Source organism: Sulfuricaulis sp. (assembly GCF_049587675.1).
GTDB lineage: Bacteria > Pseudomonadota > Gammaproteobacteria > Acidiferrobacterales > Sulfurifustaceae > Sulfuricaulis.
Genome location: NZ_JBAVEJ010000088.1, coordinates 1 through 19606, shown reverse-complemented (window position 1 = coordinate 19606; position 19606 = coordinate 1). Strand labels below are relative to the sequence as shown.

Here is a 19606-nt window from a genome sequence, read left to right as displayed (position 1 = left end):
TAGTTCTGCATGGAAAACACCTCTCTCGCCTCCAACCCCCTGCTCGATCTCACGCAACCGCCCCGTTTCAGTGCCATTCTGCCGGAACACGTCGGCCCGGCGCTGGAGCAGGTGTTGGCGGAAAATCGCCGAGCGCTGGAAAATCTGCTTGCGGCCGCGACTGTCCGCAGCTGGGACAGATTCGCCCAGCCGATCGAGGATATGCGCGAGCGGCTCGTGCGCATGTGGTCGCCGGTGTCGCACCTGCATGCGGTCATGGACAGCGAAACGCTGCGCGCGGCGTACAACGCTGGTCTGCCGAAGGTCACCAACTACTTCACAGAACTGGCGCAGGACGAGCGGCTTTACGCCGGTTACAAGACCATCGCCGCGAGCCCGGAATTTTCAAAACTGACCCAGGCGCAAAAAAAGATAATCGAAAACACCCTGCGCGATTTTCGCCTCGCCGGCGCGGAACTGCCGCCGCAGGAAAAGGCGCGCTTCAAACAGCTGCAACAGGAGATTGCGGCACTCGCCAGCAAGTTCACGGAAAACGTGCTCGACGCCACCCAGGCCTGGGATTTGCGTCTCAGCGACGAACAGGATCTGGCCGGTTTGCCCGAGACCGCGCGCGCCATGGCCAGACAGGACGCACAGGAAAAAAATCTGGAAGGATGGCGCTTCATCCTCGAGGGACCGTCGTTTATCGGCTTCATGACCTATGCCGACAACCGCGAACTGCGGAGACAGATGTACGAGGCCTTTACCACACGCGCGAGCGATCAGGGACCAACGGCGGGGAAATGGGACAACAGCGAACTGATCGTGCGCCTCTTGAAGCTGCGCCGTGAGTCGGCGCAGTTGCTCGGGTTTACGAACTACGCAGAGTACGCCTTGCAAACGCGTATGGCCAAGACCGTCACCGAGGTGATGGACTTTCTGAATGACCTCGCAGTGCGCGCCAGGCCCGCGGCGTGGAAGGATTTCGAAGAGCTCAAACGCTTCGCCCGCGAGACGCACGGCGTGGAGCAGCTTGAGGTTTGGGACGTCGCGTACTATTCCGAGAAGCTTCAGCAAGCCAAGTACTATTTCTCGCAGGAAGACGTCCGCCCCTATTTTCCGGAAACCCGGGTCGTGCCCGGCGTCTTTGAGGTGGTCGGACGGTTATATGGCCTGAAGATTACTGAGGTCAAAGGCATCGAGGTGTGGCACCCGGATGTGCGCTTCTACGAAATCCGCGACGCGGCGGGTGAGGTGCGCGGGCGGTTTTACATGGACCTGTATGCCCGGGCCAACAAGCGCGGTGGCGCGTGGATGGACGAGTGCATCAATCGCAAGCGCATCACCGGCGGCGTGCAGGTGCCGGTGGCCTATCTCGTGTGCAATTTCTCGCCGCCGGTCGAAGGTCGTCCGGCGCTGTTCACCCACGACGAAGTCATCACGCTGTTTCACGAATTTGGACACAGCCTGCATCACATGCTCACCCGGGTGGACTACGTCGGTGTTGCTGGCATCAACGGCGTGGCCTGGGACGCGGTCGAATTGCCGAGCCAGTTCATGGAAAACTGGTGCTGGGAACGTGAAGCGCTGGATCTCATTGCCGGGCATTACCAGAACGGCGCGAAGATACCAGCCGATCTTTATGCGAAAATGATTGCCGCCAAAAACTTCCAATCGGGGATGCAATTCGTGCGGCAGTTGGAATATTCCCTGTTCGACATGCGCCTCCACAGCGGCTACGAACCGGACAGCGGAAAAAGCGTGCAGCAGCTATTAGATGAAGTGCGGTCGGAAGTGGCCGTGATCATCCCCCCCGCGTTCAACCGTTTCCAGAACGGTTTTTCACACATTTTCGCCGGCGGCTACGCCGCCGGTTACTACAGTTACAAATGGGCCGAGGTGTTATCGGCGGACGCGTTCAGCAAGTTCGAGGAGCGTGGCGTATTCGATCGTGCCACCGGTCTCGAATTCCTGCAGAATATTCTGGAGCAGGGGGGATCGCATGAACCGATGGAATTGTTCGTGAATTTCCGCGGCCGTGCGCCGAAGATCGATGCGCTGCTGCGGCATTCCGGTTTGACGGTTTGACGGGAGGAACCATGACAGGAAGTCATCGCGCTCTGCTGGTGGTGGCGATGTTGGGTATTTTCACCACCGCCCGGGCGGAAACCTTATATGTCGCCGAGCACATGCGCATCGGCTTGCGCGCCGAAGCCACGGAAACCGGCGCGGTGGTGAAAACCATCGAGACCGGTACACCCCTGGAGGCGATCGAGCGGGTCGAGAATTTCGTGCAAGTTCGCGATCTGCAGGGGACGGTGGGTTGGGTCGAGGCGCGTTTTCTCACCCCCGACGCCCCCGCCCGATTGCAACTGGTCAAGCTTCAGGAAGATCTGGCCAGGAGCAAGTCTCAGGCGGCGGAGGCGCAGGCACAGCTCAAGAAAGCCCAGGCCACCGCGACAGAACAGGCGGCAACAATTAAAACACTTGAGCAGAAAGTCGCGGACAAACCTGTCATGCCGCCAACGGTGACCCCGGTGCCGGTACCGCCACCCGTCGTGCCGCCGCCGGTCGGCAAATCATCGAAGGACGCCGGTTTTAGCTTCAGCTACCTGTGGCTGGGAATTTCCTTTGCTATGCTAGGGATTGGTTTCGCCGCCGGTGTTAAATGGCTGCGCGAGTCCATACGCAAACGATCAGGCGGCATGTATTTGAGGATTTAAACCATGAGACGGATAAACCTGTTGCTTGTCACGGCGCTGATGGCGATCGGAATTCCCGCGGCGCAGGCGGACACCCTGTACAAATGGGTGGACAGCCAAGGTCGTATCTCTTATCACGATCAGCCGCCGCCGGAGGGCGCTGGCTATCGCGTCGAAGAGAAAGTGCTCGGCACCGGCACTGGCAACAAGCACAAGGAGGAAGATAAGCTCGCCAAGGTCGTGGAGAAATTTCCGGTTGTTCTTTATTCGGTTCCCGACTGCGGTTCCTGCGACCTCGCGCGCCTTTATCTGCAGAAGCGCAAGGTGCCGTTTACCGAGCAAAACCTGAATACCGATCCGGAACTGCAGCAGACCCTCAAGAAAAAAATTGGATCCTTGTCGGCACCCACGATCTTGATCGGTGAGAAAGTCATGAAGGGTTATGTTGAATCCGTGCTGGAAGGTGAGCTGGACGGGGTCGGCTATCCAAAAATCGAGACAACTGAGCCCTCCGCGAGCGAGAGCCAGGGAAATGATAAGGCCCCGGCTTCAAGCGATTCCGGTTACCGCCCCGCCCGCCGTTATTAAACCGGCCTGAAGCCGAAGGCCGGATACCCCTGTCCATGAAAATCGCGACATGGAATGTGAATTCCATTCGCGTGCGCCTGCCGCAGGTCCTGGCGTGGCTCCAGAAAGAGGCCCCGGACATCCTGTGCCTGCAGGAAACCAAGATTACCGACGTGGATTTTCCCGTCGCGGCGTTTCGCGATATCGGCTATCAGGCAGTTTACACCGGCCAGAAAACCTACAATGGTGTCGCCACGCTGAGTCAAACAACGGCCGAAAAAATCATCACCTCACTGCCCAATGCGGACGGTGTGCAGAAGCGCCTGCTCGCGGCAACTATCGACGGTGTGCGTGTGGTTAACGTGTACGTGCCGAACGGCGAGGAAGTCGGGTCGGAGAAATACTCCTACAAGCTTTCCTGGCTCGTGGCGCTGGAAAAATACCTAGCCGAAGAATTGAAAACTCATCCGAAGCTGGCACTGCTGGGGGACTACAACATCGCGCCGGACGAGCGCGACGTGCACGACCCGAAACGCTGGGAGGGCCATGTGCTTTTCAGTGAGAAAGAGCGTGCCGCGTTTCGGGGCTTATTCCGGCTTGGTTTGCTGGACGTATTTCGGAAGTTCGACCAGCCGGATAAATGCTTCAGCTGGTGGGATTATCGCGCGGGGGCCTTCCACCGCAATCACGGTTTGCGTATCGATCACATCTTGTGCAGCGCCGTCCTGGCGTCGGAATGCCGCGGCTGTCGTATCGATATCGAACCCCGGAAACACGAACGGCCTTCCGACCACGCCCCGGTCGTCGCCGAATTCCATGCCGTATCCTAAGCGCCTCCTGTCCGTTTTTGTCGTCGCCTTGCCGGTGTTCGTGACAGTATTGATCCGTTCGGGCGACGTGGCCGCGGAACTTCGGCAATACGCCGATTCCCGTCCCCTGATGGGCACGTTGGTGAGCATGACAGTCGAGGGGCCCCGGCGCGAGGTTCTGGAACAGGGTGTAAACGACGCGTACCGCGAGATGTCGCGCCTGTCGGACATGATGAATCATTACAATCCCGACAGCATGGTGAGTCGGATCAACCTTCAGGCCGGCGCTCAGCCGGTGACGGTTTCGCGCGAACTGATGGAGGTGCTGGTCATGGCGCGGCGGGTATCGGAGCGCAGCGATGGAGCTTTCGATATCACAGTCGGCTCGCTCAAGCTCTGGCGCTTCGATCCGGATAATCCCGTCATGCCATCGCCGGACGAGATCCGGCAGGCATTGCCGCTCGTGAATTTCCGCCATGTCATATTGAATGAAAAGAAGCGGACCGTGCTGCTCAAGCAACACGGCATGCGCCTGGATTTGGGCGGCATCGCCAAGCTTTACATTCTTGACGCCGGCATGCAGGCGCTGAAGCAGCACGGCATCGTACACGCAATGATCAACGGCGGCGGCGATGTTGCCGTCATGGGGAGTCATCAGGGACGACCCTGGCGTATCGGCATTCGCCATCCCCGGCGCGGGGATGTGCTGCTTGGCACCGTTGAATTGACGCAGGGCTGGGTGGTGACCTCCGGTGATTACGAGCGATATTTTTTCAGGGACGGAAAACGTTATCACCACATCCTCGACCCGCGCACGGGTTATCCCACTGAAGGCCCGCAACAGGTGACACTGGTGGCAAACGACTTCGAACAGGTCAACGGTTATACCCTCGCCATCATGGTCCGCGGGACGGCGTGGGGCCGTGCCCTGATTTCGCAGACACCCGGGCTCTCCGGCCTTATCGTCGATCAGGCGGGTCAGCTGTGGAGTTCGCCCGGCATGGAAAAACTCTGGCTTGCCGCTCCAACTGCGCAGGGCCAGTAAATATAATTCAGATCAATGGGTTAATACGGTTTTCCGGCAGCGAAGACCGCAGGTCTATGACAACTGAATCTAATTGAGAACGATTGGCATTAAGATTAAGATTATGAAACAATCCGTGGCGTGACATTAAAACCAGAGAAAGGGTAGAGATCATGATCGTCAAACATTGGGTAATGGTGCCGGCGCTGTTGCTGTCGTTGGGGATCGCGCTGCCGCTGCACGCTGAAAACCTGCCGGCCTTCAATCTCACCATCAAGGACGGCCGTTATACCCCAGAGCAGGTCGAAATCCCGGCTGGCCAGAAGATCAAACTGGTCATCAAGAACGACGGACCCGGACCGGAAGAATTCGAAAGTTCGGATCTCAACCGGGAGAAAATCATCAAGGCCGGAAAAACCGCGGAAGTCTTCATCGGTCCGCTCAAACCCGGGACATATAAGTTCATCGGCGAGTTTCATCCCGAGACAGCCCAAGGCCAGATCGTAGCCAAGTAAGCTCAAATCAGTTCAGGAGTTCAGCGTCATGTTGGCAACTACCATAATCGTATTCCGTGAAATGCTGGAAGCGGCGCTCATCATCGGTATCGTGCTCGCCGCCACCCAGGGGCTTGCCCGGCGCGTCAGCTGGATCAGCACGGGGATCATGGCCGGTGTGGCTGGAGCGGGTTTGGTGGCGTGGTTTGCCGACGCGATTTCCTCCGCGCTTGCCGGCGTCGGGCAGGAAGTTTTCAACGCGGGAATCATGCTTTTCGCGGTTGTCATGCTCGGCTGGCACAACGTGTGGATGAAACGCCATGGTCGTGAAATGGCGCAACACATGCGCGACATGGGCGAGGCCGTCATGCTGGGCAGCCGTTCGATGACCATGCTGGCGGTGGTCATCGGTCTTGCCGTATTGCGCGAAGGATCGGAAGTCGTGTTATTCCTCTATGGCATCGCTGTCGCCCAGCAGGATTCACCCGGACTGATGTTGTCCGGTGGGCTGATCGGGTTGTTATCGGGTGCGATGACGGGTCTGCTGATGTATCGCGGCCTGCTTCGAATCTCGAGCCGGCACTTGTTCACGGTGACGACATGGATGATCACGCTGCTCGCGGCCGGCATGGCGGCACAAGCAGCCGGGTTTCTGACGCAGGCGGACCTGTTGCCGCCGCTGGTGCAGTCCATGTGGGACACCTCAGGCATAGTGGCGCAGAACAGCATTCTCGGGCGGGTGTTGCAGACCCTGGTCGGCTACGCCGATCATCCGAGCGGGATGCAGGTTTTGTTTTATGCTGCCACGCTTGCCGGCATCGCCGTGCTCATGCGTTTTTACGGCAGCGCTCCTTCCGCTTCCGCAAAAGTCCAGTCGGCAAATGCCGTCGGAACCTAGCCGAGAAGAAACATATTTAATTTATTCCGCCGGTATTTTTTTGCCATCTAAATGTAAATAATTCTCATTACGATATATACGAAAAAAATCATGAAATTCAACAACATTAAATCCATTCCATGGCTCGCGAGCCGCATGCTTTTGGGAGGCACGGCACTATTGCTCAGTCATGCCGCACACGCTCTCAATTATTTCGAGCTCGAAGTCTATCCGTACAAAACCGCCGCCCAAGGTGAAGTGGAGCTGGAAAACTTCACGGCCTACACGCTTCGGGGAAGCCAGGACATGCCGGTGCCAGACAACAACAAGGGACTGACCCGCACTTCGTTCGAAGCCAGTTACGGCATCACCGAAAAAACCGAAATCGCCGGCTACGTCGATTATTCGCGCGCCCGCGGCCAGAACGATTGGGATTTCAAGGCGAGCCGCTGGCACGCACGCACACGGTTTGCCGAAAAAGGCGAACTGCCGGTGGACCTCGGTTTGTACGCCGAAGTCGAATTCCCGCGCAACGATGACAATGATGCCGAACTGGAGTTGCGCGGCATTATCGAGAAGGATTTCGGCAAATGGACGCTCGACGTAAATCCGATATTCGAGAAAGTCCTGAAGGGTGCGGAAGAGGATATCGGCTGGGAGCTTCAGTACGCGGCTTCAGTGATCTACCGGTTCGATGAACGTTGGCATCCGCGCCTGGATTTTTTTGGCGACTTTGGGACGTTGCGTGATTTCGAAGGCCGTGATGAACAGAAACACCTGATATCTCCCGCCGTGGACATCATGTTCGGACATGGATTGTCTGCCAGTCTCGGTGTCGCTTTTGGACAGACCCAGGCGAGCGAGCAGCAACTGGTGCGGGCCCGGGTTGAATGGGAATTTTGAGAATCGGGTCTGGGCGCTACGCGCCGGAACCGGAACGGCAATGAAAAGCGAGGAGCAAAACAATGCATATGTTTAGTCGGTCAGTTGTCATTGGAATAGCGTTAGGTTTCGCCGGTCTGCCGGCGACGTCGGGTGCGGTGGAATATCCCATCGGTCAGCCGCAACAACGCAGCGGCATGGAGATTGCTGCGGTCTATCTGCAGCCGGTTGAAATGGAGCCGGAAGGCATGATGCGTAAGGCCGCCGAATCGGATATGCACATGGAGGCTGATATCCATGCCTTGGGCGACAACCCGAACGGATTTGGAGAGGGCGCATGGATTCCGAACCTGCTGGTGAAGTACGAGATCAGCAAGGTCGGCGCCGAGTGGAAGGCGTCGGGCGATTTCATGCCGATGGTGGCCAATGACGGTCCGCATTACGGCGACAACGTCAAGCTCGTCGGCCCCGGCAAGTACCATCTCAAGTACACCATCTATCCTCCGAACGCCCCGGAAAACCCTTATGGCAAGCACTTCGGACGCCACACCGATCGGCTCACCGGCGTGCGCCCCTGGTTCAAGAGCTTCACGGTCGAGTATGACTTCACCTTCGCCGGTATCGGTAAGAAGGGAGGCTATTAATGAAGCCCTGCTCGCTACGCTCGCTCGTCCTGCCTAATGACGAGAAGCCCTACTCGCTGCGCTCGTTCGTTCTGCCATATCGAAAGATTGTGCCGCTGTTACGTCGCGGCGCTTTGGCCGGCGCCATCGGTCTGGCACTCGCCGGCGCTGGACCGGCGTTCGCTGCCGATCCCTCGAATACGGAACTGCTCGAGCGCATCAAGCGGCTCGAGAAAAAGAACGAGGACATGGAGAAGGCGTTGGAAGGCAGTCGCGTCAGCGAAAGCGAACCGGAACTCGCCACGCGTCTGAAGGCCGTGGAATTCCAGACACTCTCGATGCAGAAGCAGGCGCGCACGATCGAATCGCTCGAAGGAATTACCGCAGGTGTCTCGTTCACGACCGTGGCGCAAAACGCCAGCGGCAGTGCCACCACCGACGGATCGAGCGAGAGCCAGTGGAACTACCGCACCGACGTTTCCGTGAGCCTACCCGGCGGCGAGATCGGCAACGCCGAAGGCAAGCTGTTCGCGCACTTCCGCATGGGCCAGGGCGACGGGCTTACGCGCATCCTGCCCACGTTCGGTGGCGTCAACGCGACCGGTTTCCACGTCCAGGGGGCGCGACCCGAAGACGACGCCACCGTGTTGCTCGCGCAAGCCTGGTACCAGCTCGACGTGCCGCTGCCGCTCGGCGGTTTCAAGCCGCAATCGCGCGAAAGTCTCAGCTTCAATTTCGGCAAGATGGATCCGTTTCTGTTCTTCGACCAGAACGCCATCGCCGATGACGAGACCACGCGCTTTCTTAACACCGCGCTCGTGCACAACCCGCTGCTCGACGCCGGTGGAGACGTGGGCGTGGATAGTTTCGGCTTCACGCCGGGATTGCGCTTCGCCTATCACAACGAGACGGAAAGGCCACTCACCTGGGACGCCTCGCTCGGCGTCTTCGGCGCGGGTAGTGGCGCACAGTTCTCGAACAGTTTCGAGAAACCCTTCGTCATCGCTCAACTCGAGACAGCACAAAAGTTCTTCGGCGGTCTGAACGGCAACTACCGTATCTATCTCTGGCGCAACGGCCAGGCCACGCCCTACGCCAACGAGGCGGACACCATGACCGAGGTCCATACCGGCTGGGGGCTGAGCGTGGACCAGCGCGTCGGCGACGCCACGACGTTGTTCGGCCGCTACGGCCACCAGACCAAGGGCAAGGTGCGTTTCGACCAGGCGCTCACGCTGGGCACCGAGTTCGGCGGAAGTTATTGGGACCGAGGTGCGGATGCCGTGGGCGTGGCCGTTGGACAAATGCGCACCAGTGCCGACTTCCGCAACGATGCGCCGACCCTGGATGCCGACGCCGACGGCAACGCCGATTTCGGCTATGCGGCCAGCGGGGACGAGAGGCTCATCGAGCTGTATTACCGATGGCGCATAAACAAGCAGTTCGATCTGTCGCCGGACCTGCAGCATGTCAGCCGCCCCGCCGGCGACGGCGCCAAGGACATGAACCTGATCGGTCTGCGCGCCCAGCTCACATTCTGATTCACGACAACCCCGTTCTGTAAAAGGAGGAAGCGCATCATGAATACCGAGCACGATACCGGAGTTAGACAGATTCTGGCCCATTGTACCGTGTGCCAGGTCGAACGCTGCGCCGACTGCGAAACGGTACATCTGCACGTCGGTCACACCAGCCTGCGCCTCACCATGGCAGCGTTCCTGTCGCTCTGCGCCACGCTGCTCGAAGCGGCGCAAACCGCCACCCAGGGCGCGATCCTGCCCGCGACGCCGCGCCGCGCGGCGAACTGAGGTGCGCCCATGATCACACTTCGCACCCAGTTCATCGTCGCCACCGCGCTGTGGCTCGCCGCCGGCTCCGGATTCGCGGGGGCCGAGGAATTGCTTACGCTCAAGCTCACGGCCAAGGGTGGACGCTTTTACCCGGAGACCATCGAAGTGCCCGCCGGCACGCGCTTCAAGATCATCATCACCAACGAGGGGCCGGGTCCGGAAGAGTTCGAATCCGATAACCCGCGCCGGGAAAAGGTGCTGGGGGCGGGGGCGACCTCGTTTCTGGTGTTTCCCGCGCTCAAGCCGGGCGTTTATCCGTTCTATGGCGAGTTTCATCCCGAGACGGCGAAGGGCCGGATCGTCGTCAAGTGATCTGAAAGGCGCGGTGGATATTTGAACATGGATACGCAAGTCGAAAACGTCATCGTAAGTCCGGTCACGTTCATTCGCCGCAAAACCGGATGGTTGCAGTCTTTCGGCGATGCCATGCAGCGGCATCGATCCGTCATTCAGGCCATCCAGTGGGCGGTGGTCGTGGTTTATTTTGCGCTGGTGATTATTCCGGCGTTTCTGCCGTTGCCGCCGGACTCGGCGCACGTATATGACAATCTCACGCGTCTGGCGCAATTTGCATTCTGGGGCGTGTGGTGGCCGTTCGTGATGGTGTCGATGATGCTCATGGGTCGCGTGTGGTGCGGCGTGTTTTGTCCGGAAGGCTCGCTCACGGAACTCGTCAGTCGCCGCGGTCTGCAATACCCGATCCCGCGCTGGATTCGCTGGGGCGGCTGGCCATTCGTGGCCTTCGTCATGACCACCGTTTTCGGCCAGCTGCTGAGCGTGTACGAGTATCCCAAGGCCACCCTGCTGATCCTCGGCGGCTCGTCGCTCATGGCGCTCGCGGTGGGCTATGTGTACGGGCGCGGCGCGCGCGTGTGGTGCCGCTACCTGTGTCCCGCCAACGGCGTATTCGGGTTGCTGGCGCGTCTGGCGCCGGTGCATTTCCATGTGGACCGCGCGGCATGGAGATCAAAACCCGCCAGCACGCCCGCGGCCGCGTGTGCCACGCTCATCGACATTCCGCGTATGACCGGCGCTTCCGCCTGCCACGCCTGCGGCCGTTGCAGCGGGCATCGCGACGCGGTGCAGTTGGCGGCGCGCTCGCCCAACGCCGAGGTGCTGAGGCTTTCACCCGGCGCGGTTTCACGCTGGGAGGTGATCCTGCTGCTGTTCGGCGTGCTCGGCGTGGCGCTCGGGGCGTTTCAATGGAGCGCGAGTCCCTGGTTCGTGGCGCTGAAGCAATCCATCGCCACTTGGCTGGTGGCGCATGACTCCTATGCATTACTGGCCGATAACGCCCCGTGGTGGCTGCTCACGCATTACCCCGAGGCGAACGACATCTTTACCTGGCTCGACGGATTGATGGTGCTCTTTTATATCGGTACGGTGGCGCTTGTTACCGGCGGTTGGATACTGGCCTCGCTGTGGGTGGCGGAAAAATGGCTGAGGCGGCCGGGTGAATGCTGGCGTCTGGCCTATGCGCTCATTCCGCTCGCCGGGATCGGCGCCTTCCTCGGCCTGAGCATGCTCACGGTGACGTTGCTGCGGGCCGAGGGTATGGTGCTCGCATGGGTTCTCCCGGTACGCGCGGCGTTGTTGGTCGCGGCGGTGGGCTGGAGTGCGTGGCTCGCGTGGCGCATGCTGGCGAAAACCGGAACGACCTATCGACGGCGCCTGTTGGCGTTCGGAACCGTGCTCGCCGGCATGGCACTGCCCGCCGGCATGTGGTTCATTCAGTTCTTTGTATGGTGAGCACTGAAAGACAGCCAGCGATATTTCATTGATCGTTATTTTTTAAGGAGAGTGAGATGCGTTTCCTGAAACAGGCCATGGTGTTGCTGATCGTAATGCTCGCGTTTCCCGCCATGGCGGCGGACGAAATCGTCGTTTATTCCGCGCGCAACGAACAGCTGATCAAGCCGCTGTTCGACGCCTACACCGCCGAGACCGGCACGCAGATCAAGTTCATCACCGACAAGGAAGGTCCACTGCTGGAGCGGCTCAAGGCCGAAGGCGCGAACACGCCGGCGGACATGCTGATCACAGTGGACGCCGGCAACCTGTGGCTCGCGGCCAAGGAAGGTGTGCTTGCCAAGGTGAATTCGAAGGTGCTTATGGCCAATATCCCGGCGCATTTGCGCGATCCGGATAACCGCTGGTTCGGTTTATCGGTGCGCGCACGCACGATCGTTTACAGCACTGTACGCGTGAAGCCTTCGCAGATCTCGACTTACGAAGCGCTGGGCGATGTAAAGTGGAAAGGCCGGCTGTGCCTGCGTACCTCGAAGAAGGTATACAACCAGTCCCTGGTGGCGATGATGATTGCGCGCCTGGGTGAAGCCAAGACGGAGAAGATCGTGAAGTCCTGGGTCGCGAATCTGGCGACGGATGTATTCCCGGACGATACCAAGCTGATGGAAGCCATTGTCGCCGGCCAATGCGACGTCGGCATCGTCAATACCTATTATTACGGCCGGCTCAAGCAGAAGCAGCCCGAAGCGCCGATCGCGCTGTTCTGGCCGAACCAGAAGGACCGGGGCGTGCACGTCAATGTTTCGGGCGCTGGGGTCACGACGCATGCCAGGCATCGTGCCGATGCAGTGAAATTCCTCGAATGGCTGTCTTCAAAGAAGGCGCAGAGTCTGTTCGCGGACGAAAACCTCGAGTACCCGGTCAATCCTAAGATCAAGCCGCACGCGAGCGTCGCGGCATGGGGCAGATTCAAGCAGGACACTATTAATGTGTCGAAAGCCGGGCAACTCCAGGCGCAGGCCGTCATGCTGATGGACCGGGCGGGGTATAAATAAAGATTCCGCGTGGCGGGTTTGGGCTGACATAAATGAAGCCCTACTCCGCTTCGCTCCGTTCGTCTTGCCCTATGACGAGAAGCCCTACTCGCTGCGCTCGTTCTTCCTGCCATAATCAATAAAAGGCCCGAACCGACATGAGCGCCACCGCAGAAAATCTCCGCCAAGCACCGCCGGAAAGCGGCATTTCCACCTGGCTCAACGTCAACGTCCGTCTGTGGCGCCTGGCGAGCTTCATTATCGCCGGCGTGGTGGCGGCGCCGATCCTGATCGTGACGCTCGCGTGGCTCACGCCCGCCGGTGATGTCTGGCGGCATCTGGCCCATACCGTCCTCGGTGAGCTGTTGCGCCATACCGCGGTGCTGATGTTCGGTGTCGGCTTGGGTGTTTTTGTGCTGGGCGCCGGACTGGCCTGGCTGGTAGCGATGTGCGAGTTTCCCGGCCGGCGGATTTTCGACTGGGCGCTGATGCTGCCGCTCGCCGTCCCCGCCTACGTGCTCGCCTTCGTGTCCGTGGCGCTGCTCGACTTCAGCGGTCCGGTGCAGGGAATGATGCGCAGCATGTTTGGAAGCAGCGCCTGGTTTCCGCCGATCCGCTCCGCCGGCGGGGTCATCGGCGTCATGGTGCTCGCGTTTTATCCCTACGTGTACATGCTCGCCCGTGCCGCGTTTCTCGCCCAGGGACGGCGCATGCTCGAGACCGGGCGTGTATACGGTCTGACGCCCTGGGCCGCGTTTGGACGCGTGGCTCTGCCCATGGCTCGGCCGGCACTCGCCGCCGGCGTGGCGCTGGCGCTGATGGAAGCGCTGGCGGATTTCGGCGCGGTCACGGTGTTCAACTACGATACTTTCACCACGGCGATCTACAAGGCCTGGCAGGGTTTGTTCTCGCTGCCCGCCGCGGCGCAGCTGGCATCGTTGCTGCTGTTGTTCGTGGCACTGGCGCTCATCGGCGAACAGCAGTTGCGCGGCCGCGCGCGCTATCACGTCGCGTTACGGCAGGAGCGCGTGGAACGCTACCGGCTAGCCGGTTCCCGCGCATGGCTTGCCACCACCGCCTGCGGCATCGTTTTGCTGTTGGCATTCGTCATTCCGCTGGGGCAATTGCTGCGCTGGGTGTGGAGCACCGCGCGCATGGATCTGGACGCGCGTTACCTGCGGTTCTTTTTCAATACCGTTTTCCTCGGCGTTACCGCCGCGGTGGCGACCACCATCTGTGCCTTGCTGCTCGCGTACACCTATCGTCTAAAGCCCGACCGGTGGGTGGCGGGCGCGGTGCGTTTCGCGACGCTGGGGTATGCGCTCCCCGGTTCGGTGCTGGCGGTGGGTATCATGCTGTCGTTTGTCTGGCTCGATCAGCACCTGGCCCAAGCGCTTCAGTCCGGCCTGGGGATCGCGGCGGGGCCGTTACTGACGGGAACCCTGGTGGCCTTGTTGCTCGCCTACGGTGTGCGTTTCATGGCGGTGGCCTATGGTCCGATCGACAGCAGCTTCGAACGCATCAAGCCCTCGCTGTGGCAGGCGGCGCGCAGTCTCGGCGCCAGCAACCGCGAGATACTCTGGCGCGTCTCGGTCCCTTTGCTGCGCAGCGGATTGCTGTCGGCGGGACTGCTCGTGTTCGTCGAGGTGATGAAGGAAATGCCGGCGACCCTGTTGCTGCGGCCCTTCGGCTGGGACACGCTGGCCACGCGCGTCTTCGAGATGACCTCCGAGGGCCAGTGGGAACGTGCCGCGCTGCCGGCGGTGACGCTGGTGCTGGCGGGACTGATCCCGGTCGTCATGCTGGTGCGACGCTCCACGTCCCGGATTTGACCCGGTTGCCGGGCGCGTTGGTATTTCCCGCACCGGACTCAAGCAGTGTAATATCTCTCGCAATTCGGGGTCGGGGCGGGAACAGTTACCGCCGACCACCTCAAAAAAACATGAAATACCTGTTGACCGCTATGGGATGCTGTACCGCGATGCTGGTCGCTTTAAGCCTGGGCGCTGAAGCGGCTGACGGTTCGTCGGCACCGGCCTCCATCACCTGCGCCGACCCGGCCGCGAATATCGAGTTGGCGCTGATTTCGAAAACCGGACCCACTACCGGGCGCGTGCGCATTACCGGCGTCGTGAAAAACCTCGGTACCGCCACGTGGATTGCCACCAGTCCGTCGCATCGTTTGCAAATGGTGCTTGCGCAGAGGGATGCCGATACGGACACGCAAGGCAAGCCGGTGCAACCACCGATCGTCATTGCCCAATTGTCGCCCGGACAGCAGTTCAGGATCGATCATCAGATGAACTGGGACACGAGCAAGAGCACATCGTATCCCCGGTTCATCGCGAAGTTTTTCGATTCGGGGCGGAATGGCGCTTATCCCGCGCGATATCACCCGGATTGCCGCGCGGACAATAACCGCAGGGAAGTTACCCCGGCCGATATCAGTAAACTGTTCGGTCCGGCCGCGCCGTCCGGCAAACCGCTGATGGTCCAGAGTTATCACCTGCTCGGCGGCGTGGGGGTCAACACGGTGGAAGCGTTGCTCGGTTACAGCAAAACATCGGCCGCCGCTGGAAAGATCACGGCCTCGGTAGCGGCGCCTTATCGCGGAACCTCCGACGAGGTTCTGATCGAGGGTAATTCCGGCGGCACCAGAATCCGGGTGCATATTCCCTGCGATATCCAGAATGCATCGACGGTTCCCGCACGCCCCGTGGACATTACCTACCGCTTGTGGGGTTCGCTCGGGTTGCCCGGCAATTCGAGATGGGTGGTGAGTTACAGCACCGAACATTCCATTCCCTATCGCGAACTGTGCGGCGCTGCACCAGCCACCCGTCCGTCCCGATCGGCTTCACGGTGAAGACCTTTTACGGCCCGCGCGGAAACGAGGCGCGACAGGGCTTCGAATTCCCGTAGAATTTTGCGCGGCTTGGCGCCCGCAGGGGGCTGCGCTATAGTCCCGCCCTCGACACGCTCTCCTGCGGGAGAGACCACGCGGATGATGCGCGTGGCGCCGAAGGCGCAACCCGCCCGGAATCGCTCAGGCAAAAGGACCGCAGGATTCACCATGGCTGTTGATGCAGCCTTGGGTCGTCTCTGGAGAGAGGCGGGCCGCACGGCTCACCCACCGAAGGGGCTCAAGCTCTCAGGTTACCGGACAGAGGGGCGATGGTCTTTGAAGCCATCGCCCTTTTTGTTTTTTGCGACCAATGCCGGCTTGTCCGACAGGAAAGGTTTCACATGGGTAACCGCACACCGTTATACGACAACCATCTCAAGATGGGCGCCAAGATCGTGGACTTCGGCGGCTGGGATATGCCGCTGCACTACGGCTCCCAGATCGAGGAGCACCACAAGGTGCGGAACGACTGCGGGATGTTCGATGTCTCGCACATGAACGTGGTCGACGTGAAGGGCGCCAAGGTCCGCGATTTCTTCCGCCTGCTGCTGGCCAATAACGTCGACAAGCTCAAGACGAAGGGCAAGGCGCTGTACAGCTGCATGCTCACCGCCAAGGGCGGTGTCATCGACGATCTTATCGTCTATTACATGGATGATCAGTGGTTCCGCGTGGTGATGAACGCCGCCACGCGCGACAAGGACATGGCGTGGGTGAACGCGGCGGCCAAGGAATTCGGTCGCTCCCGGCATCCTGCCTCTCGCGACATTAGTGCGTCCCTGCACGTCAGCGGGCTCGAGGTAATACCGCGCCACGATCTGGCGATGATCGCGGTGCAGGGACCGATTGCGAAAGAGAAGGTCTATCAGGCGCTGGGTGAGGCGCTGCGTGCACCGGCCGGTGCCCTCAAACCGTTTCATGCCGCGACCGTGGGTGAGCTGTTCATCGCCACCACCGGTTATACCGGCGAAGATGGTTTCGAGATTATTCTTCCCGCCAAGGCCGCGCCGTTCACCTGGCAGATGCTGAACGAGGCGGGCGTGGCCCCCATCGGGCTGGGCGCGCGCGACACCCTGCGTCTGGAGGCCGGTATGAATCTCTACGGCTCGGACATGGACGAAACCACCACGCCACTGGAATCGGGGCTGGCCTGGACCGTGGCGCTCGAACCGTCCGACCGGAAATTCATCGGGCGCGAGGTGCTGGATAAACAGAAGGCCCAGGGCGTTCCGCGCCAGCTCGTCGGGCTGATCCTCGAAGGCAAGGGCGTGCTGCGCAACCATCAAAAGGTGATCTGCAATGGTGCCGGCGAAGGCGAAATCACGAGCGGCAGTTTTTCGCCCACGCTCAATCAGGCCATTGCGCTGGCGCGCGTACCGGCCGCGGTGAAAATCGGCGATCGTGTCACGGTCGACCTGCGCGGCAAGCCCGCGACGGTGCGCGTCGTCAAATATCCATTTGTCCGCAATGGCAAGAGTTGTCTTTAAAAGCGAGGGGAATCATGAGCAATATTCCGAAAGATCTTAAGTACACGAAATCGCACGAATGGGTGAAGCTGAACGCTGACGGCAGCGTCATCGTCGGCATCACGCACCACGCCCAGGATCTCATGGGCGACATGGTGTTCGTCGAACTGCCGCAGGCCGGGACCAAAGTTACAAGCGGCAAGGAATGCGGTGTGGTCGAATCCGTGAAGGCGGCTTCCGACGTGTACGCGCCGGTCAGCGGCGAGATCGTCGAGGCTAATGCCACGCTCGCCGATTCCCCCGAGACCGTGAACAAGGACTGTTACGGCGCCGGCTGGATGTTCCGTCTCAAGCCCGCGAACAAGGCCGAGCTCGACGGTCTGCTCGATGCCAAGGCCTACGAAGCGCTGGTTGCGTCTGAGAAACACTGATTGAACCGCCAAGAGGCCAAGATGATATCAGTTAACTTCAGTTTTTCTTGGCGTCCTTGGCGCCTTGGCGGTTAAAACTCATAGGATTAACACATGCCGTTTATTCCGCATACCGACGCCGATATCAAAGTGATGCTGAAAAGCATCGGCGTCAAGTCGATTGACGATTTGTTTGATGAAATTCCGGAAAAGCTCCGCGCCGGCAAGCTGACGCAGGTTCCGGTAGGCCTGAGCGAGATGGAAGTCACGCGCCTGATGCAGGCGCGCGCCAACCAGGATGGCGCGTATGCCAATTTCATCGGCGCCGGTGTGTATGAGCACCATATTCCGGCGGCGGTGTGGGAGATCGTCTCGCGCGGTGAGTTCTACTCCGCCTACACGCCGTATCAGGCCGAAGCGAGCCAGGGCACGCTGCAGCTGCTGTACGAATACCAGACCATGATGGCCTCGCTGACCGGCATGGACATCTCGAACGCTTCGCTCTACGACGGCGCCTCGGCGCTGGCGGAAGCAGTGCTGATGGCTGTCCGTGCCCATAAGAAGGCACGCAAGATTCTGATGCCGAGCACGGTGCATCCGATTTACCGGCGCGTGGTGCGCGCCATCGTCACGAACCAGAACATCGAGCTCGTGGAAATTCCGCTGTGCATGGAATGCGGCAACATCATTCCGGATTCGCTCAAGCAATACGAAGGCGGCGAGTTCGCCGCGCTGGTGATCCCGCAGCCCAATTTCTTCGGCGTGCTGGAAGATGTGGACGCGCTGACCGATTGGGCGCACGCGCACAATATGCTCGCCATCGGGCTGGTGAATCCCACGGCGCTGGCGCTGCTCACGCCGCCCGGCGAATGGGGCGCGAAGGGTGCGGACATCGCGGTGGGCGAAGGCCAACCGCTGGGCGCGCCGCTGTCTTCCGGCGGACCTTACTACGGTTTCATGTGCTGCAAGGAAGTGCTGGTGCGGCAGATGCCCGGCCGCATTATCGGGCGTACGGTCGATAAGGACGGCAAGCCGGGGTTTACGCTGACACTGCAGGCGCGCGAACAGCATATCCGTCGTTCCAAGGCGACTTCGAATATCTGCACCAACCAGGGCTTGGTGGTGACAGCTTCCACGATTTATATGGCGCTGCTGGGGCCGGAGGGATTGGAACGCGTGGCTCGGTCTTGCCATGCCAACACCCTCGCGCTCATTGAGAAACTCACGGCGATCGACGGCGTGACACGCGTATTCGACCGCCCGGTATTCCACGAAGCGGTGCTGCGGCTGGATGTGCCGGTTCCGGAGACGCTGCGTGCGCTCGAGGCCCAGGGGATACTCGGCGGCTACGATTTGACCGACCATTATCCGCATCTCGGGCAGTCGCTACTGGTGTGCGCCACGGAAACCCGCACGCCGGAAGACATCGAGCAATATGCGTTCCATCTGGAACGCATCGTGAGCAGGCGCCGGCTGGACCCGCCGTGCGCTGTCAAAACAAACCCCAACGTCTAATTCTGAGGAGACACGACCATGGCCAAGATCACACTCGGTGGTAACCCCATCAACACCAACGGCGACCTGCCCAAGGTCGGTGCCCCCGCGCCCGACTTCAAGCTGCAGGACGCCGATCTTAAGGACCTGTCGCTCGCGGATTTCAAGGGCAAGAAGAAATTATTGAACATTGTGCCGAGCCTCGACACGCCGACCTGCGCGCTTTCGACGAAGAAATTCGACGAGCAGGCCGCCAAGCACCCAAACACGGTGATGCTGATCGTCTCCGCCGACCTGCCGTTCGCGCAGAAACGCTTCTGCAGTGCCGAGAACACCAACAGCGTGAAGACACTCTCGATGATGCGCAGCCGCAACTTCGCCAAGGATTACGGCGTGCTCATCTCCGACGGCCCGCTCGCCGGCATCACCGCGCGTGCCATCGTCGTGATCGACGAGAACAACAAGGTCGTGCACACCGAGCTGGTGCCTGAGATCAAACAGGAACCGAATTACGATAAAGCGCTTGCAGCGCTTAAGTGAGGATAGTTTGGTCGAATCGCCTTCGGCGATGATGAAAAAGCTAATTGCGGTTCCCCGCACCGCGGGCGGATTTCTTTCTTTGCTCGTGCAAAGAAAGAAACCAAAGAAAGCACGCCCCGGATGGCGCCCTGATCCTCGCCTCCGCGGCTTTGGGTCCCGGCGCTGGCCCAACGAGACTTCCTGTCTCGTGGGCCAGTCGCG

At 60.3% G+C, this 19606-nt stretch carries 20 protein-coding genes and 2 riboswitches; all 20 genes read left to right on the top strand.

Annotated features, from left to right (window positions below):
• Positions 1-9 precede the first annotated feature (9 nt).
• Entirely contained in the window at positions 10-2067 is a 2058-nt protein-coding gene (gene prlC, locus WB402_RS04605; RefSeq protein ID WP_424205744.1) for an oligopeptidase A, read from the top strand.
• Positions 2068-2078: 11 nt separating this feature from the next.
• Entirely contained in the window at positions 2079-2702 is a 624-nt protein-coding gene (locus WB402_RS04600) for a TIGR04211 family SH3 domain-containing protein (protein ID WP_424205743.1), read from the top strand.
• A 3-nt stretch (positions 2703-2705) separates the two neighbouring features.
• The gene (locus WB402_RS04595) at positions 2706-3269 is read left to right on the top strand and encodes a glutaredoxin domain-containing protein (RefSeq protein ID WP_424205742.1); all 564 of its coding nucleotides are present in this window, start codon (positions 2706-2708) and stop codon (positions 3267-3269) included.
• 35 nt (positions 3270-3304) lie between these two features.
• The gene (gene xth, locus WB402_RS04590) at positions 3305-4078 is read left to right on the top strand and encodes an exodeoxyribonuclease III (protein WP_424205741.1); all 774 of its coding nucleotides are present in this window, start codon (positions 3305-3307) and stop codon (positions 4076-4078) included.
• Positions 4065-5102 carry an FAD:protein FMN transferase gene (locus tag WB402_RS04585; protein ID WP_424205740.1) on the top strand — a complete coding sequence of 346 codons (1038 nt, stop codon included), beginning with the start codon at positions 4065-4067 and terminating at the stop codon, positions 5100-5102. Before xth ends, WB402_RS04585 begins: the two co-directional genes overlap by 14 nt.
• Before the next feature lie 152 nt (positions 5103-5254).
• Entirely contained in the window at positions 5255-5596 is a 342-nt protein-coding gene (locus WB402_RS04580) for a cupredoxin domain-containing protein (RefSeq protein ID WP_424205739.1), read from the top strand.
• A gap of 28 nt (positions 5597-5624) precedes the next feature.
• Complete coding sequence (locus WB402_RS04575; RefSeq protein ID WP_424205738.1) at positions 5625-6473, top strand: FTR1 family iron permease; 849 nt, start codon at positions 5625-5627, stop codon at positions 6471-6473.
• Positions 6474-6563: 90 nt separating this feature from the next.
• Complete coding sequence (locus tag WB402_RS04570) at positions 6564-7355, top strand: hypothetical protein (protein ID WP_424205737.1); 792 nt, start codon at positions 6564-6566, stop codon at positions 7353-7355.
• Between the two features lie 62 nt (positions 7356-7417).
• Complete coding sequence (locus WB402_RS04565) at positions 7418-7978, top strand: iron transporter (RefSeq protein ID WP_424205736.1); 561 nt, start codon at positions 7418-7420, stop codon at positions 7976-7978.
• Complete coding sequence (locus tag WB402_RS04560; RefSeq protein WP_424205735.1) at positions 7978-9498, top strand: carbohydrate porin; 1521 nt, start codon at positions 7978-7980, stop codon at positions 9496-9498. The genes WB402_RS04565 and WB402_RS04560 overlap by 1 nt, the downstream gene beginning before the upstream one ends.
• A gap of 39 nt (positions 9499-9537) precedes the next feature.
• A complete protein-coding gene (locus WB402_RS04555) occupies positions 9538-9765 on the top strand; it encodes a hypothetical protein (RefSeq protein ID WP_424205734.1) in 228 nt (75 codons plus the stop codon).
• A gap of 9 nt (positions 9766-9774) precedes the next feature.
• Positions 9775-10119 carry a cupredoxin domain-containing protein gene (locus tag WB402_RS04550; protein WP_424205733.1) on the top strand — a complete coding sequence of 115 codons (345 nt, stop codon included), beginning with the start codon at positions 9775-9777 and terminating at the stop codon, positions 10117-10119.
• Positions 10120-10146: 27 nt separating this feature from the next.
• Positions 10147-11556: a 4Fe-4S binding protein gene (locus tag WB402_RS04545; RefSeq protein ID WP_424205732.1), complete on the top strand. Its 1410-nt coding sequence runs from the start codon at positions 10147-10149 to the stop codon at positions 11554-11556.
• 56 nt (positions 11557-11612) lie between these two features.
• The gene (locus tag WB402_RS04540) at positions 11613-12611 is read left to right on the top strand and encodes a Fe(3+) ABC transporter substrate-binding protein (RefSeq protein WP_424205731.1); all 999 of its coding nucleotides are present in this window, start codon (positions 11613-11615) and stop codon (positions 12609-12611) included.
• 137 nt (positions 12612-12748) lie between these two features.
• Positions 12749-14422, top strand: a complete 1674-nt coding sequence (locus WB402_RS04535; protein ID WP_424205730.1) for an ABC transporter permease — start codon at positions 12749-12751, stop codon at positions 14420-14422.
• A gap of 110 nt (positions 14423-14532) precedes the next feature.
• Positions 14533-15456, top strand: a complete 924-nt coding sequence (locus WB402_RS04530) for a hypothetical protein (protein WP_424205729.1) — start codon at positions 14533-14535, stop codon at positions 15454-15456.
• A gap of 111 nt (positions 15457-15567) precedes the next feature.
• A riboswitch (glycine riboswitch) is annotated at positions 15568-15662 on the top strand.
• Positions 15663-15682: 20 nt separating this feature from the next.
• Positions 15683-15767: riboswitch (glycine riboswitch) on the top strand.
• Positions 15768-15836: 69 nt separating this feature from the next.
• Entirely contained in the window at positions 15837-16982 is a 1146-nt protein-coding gene (gene gcvT / locus WB402_RS04525; RefSeq protein ID WP_424205728.1) for a glycine cleavage system aminomethyltransferase GcvT, read from the top strand.
• 14 nt (positions 16983-16996) lie between these two features.
• Entirely contained in the window at positions 16997-17392 is a 396-nt protein-coding gene (gcvH, locus tag WB402_RS04520) for a glycine cleavage system protein GcvH (RefSeq protein WP_424205727.1), read from the top strand.
• Positions 17393-17485: 93 nt separating this feature from the next.
• Entirely contained in the window at positions 17486-18886 is a 1401-nt protein-coding gene (gcvPA, locus tag WB402_RS04515) for an aminomethyl-transferring glycine dehydrogenase subunit GcvPA (RefSeq protein ID WP_424205726.1), read from the top strand.
• 18 nt (positions 18887-18904) lie between these two features.
• A complete protein-coding gene (gene tpx / locus WB402_RS04510; protein ID WP_424205725.1) occupies positions 18905-19405 on the top strand; it encodes a thiol peroxidase in 501 nt (166 codons plus the stop codon).
• The last annotated feature ends 201 nt before the right edge of the window (positions 19406-19606 follow it).

Coding starts and splice junctions, on each gene's coding strand:
- gcvT (WP_424205728.1), top strand. CDS start 15,837: ATGGGTAACCGCACACCGTTATACGACAACCATCTCAAGATGGGCGCC.
- prlC (WP_424205744.1), top strand. CDS start 10: ATGGAAAACACCTCTCTCGCCTCCAACCCCCTGCTCGATCTCACGCAA.
- WB402_RS04545 (WP_424205732.1), top strand. CDS start 10,147: ATGGATACGCAAGTCGAAAACGTCATCGTAAGTCCGGTCACGTTCATT.
- WB402_RS04600 (WP_424205743.1), top strand. CDS start 2,079: ATGACAGGAAGTCATCGCGCTCTGCTGGTGGTGGCGATGTTGGGTATT.
- WB402_RS04555 (WP_424205734.1), top strand. CDS start 9,538: ATGAATACCGAGCACGATACCGGAGTTAGACAGATTCTGGCCCATTGT.
- WB402_RS04585 (WP_424205740.1), top strand. CDS start 4,065: ATGCCGTATCCTAAGCGCCTCCTGTCCGTTTTTGTCGTCGCCTTGCCG.
- WB402_RS04535 (WP_424205730.1), top strand. CDS start 12,749: ATGAGCGCCACCGCAGAAAATCTCCGCCAAGCACCGCCGGAAAGCGGC.
- xth (WP_424205741.1), top strand. CDS start 3,305: ATGAAAATCGCGACATGGAATGTGAATTCCATTCGCGTGCGCCTGCCG.
- WB402_RS04530 (WP_424205729.1), top strand. CDS start 14,533: ATGAAATACCTGTTGACCGCTATGGGATGCTGTACCGCGATGCTGGTC.
- WB402_RS04540 (WP_424205731.1), top strand. CDS start 11,613: ATGCGTTTCCTGAAACAGGCCATGGTGTTGCTGATCGTAATGCTCGCG.
- tpx (WP_424205725.1), top strand. CDS start 18,905: ATGGCCAAGATCACACTCGGTGGTAACCCCATCAACACCAACGGCGAC.
- WB402_RS04560 (WP_424205735.1), top strand. CDS start 7,978: ATGAAGCCCTGCTCGCTACGCTCGCTCGTCCTGCCTAATGACGAGAAG.
- WB402_RS04580 (WP_424205739.1), top strand. CDS start 5,255: ATGATCGTCAAACATTGGGTAATGGTGCCGGCGCTGTTGCTGTCGTTG.
- WB402_RS04565 (WP_424205736.1), top strand. CDS start 7,418: ATGCATATGTTTAGTCGGTCAGTTGTCATTGGAATAGCGTTAGGTTTC.
- WB402_RS04570 (WP_424205737.1), top strand. CDS start 6,564: ATGAAATTCAACAACATTAAATCCATTCCATGGCTCGCGAGCCGCATG.
- gcvH (WP_424205727.1), top strand. CDS start 16,997: ATGAGCAATATTCCGAAAGATCTTAAGTACACGAAATCGCACGAATGG.
- WB402_RS04595 (WP_424205742.1), top strand. CDS start 2,706: ATGAGACGGATAAACCTGTTGCTTGTCACGGCGCTGATGGCGATCGGA.
- WB402_RS04550 (WP_424205733.1), top strand. CDS start 9,775: ATGATCACACTTCGCACCCAGTTCATCGTCGCCACCGCGCTGTGGCTC.
- WB402_RS04575 (WP_424205738.1), top strand. CDS start 5,625: ATGTTGGCAACTACCATAATCGTATTCCGTGAAATGCTGGAAGCGGCG.
- gcvPA (WP_424205726.1), top strand. CDS start 17,486: ATGCCGTTTATTCCGCATACCGACGCCGATATCAAAGTGATGCTGAAA.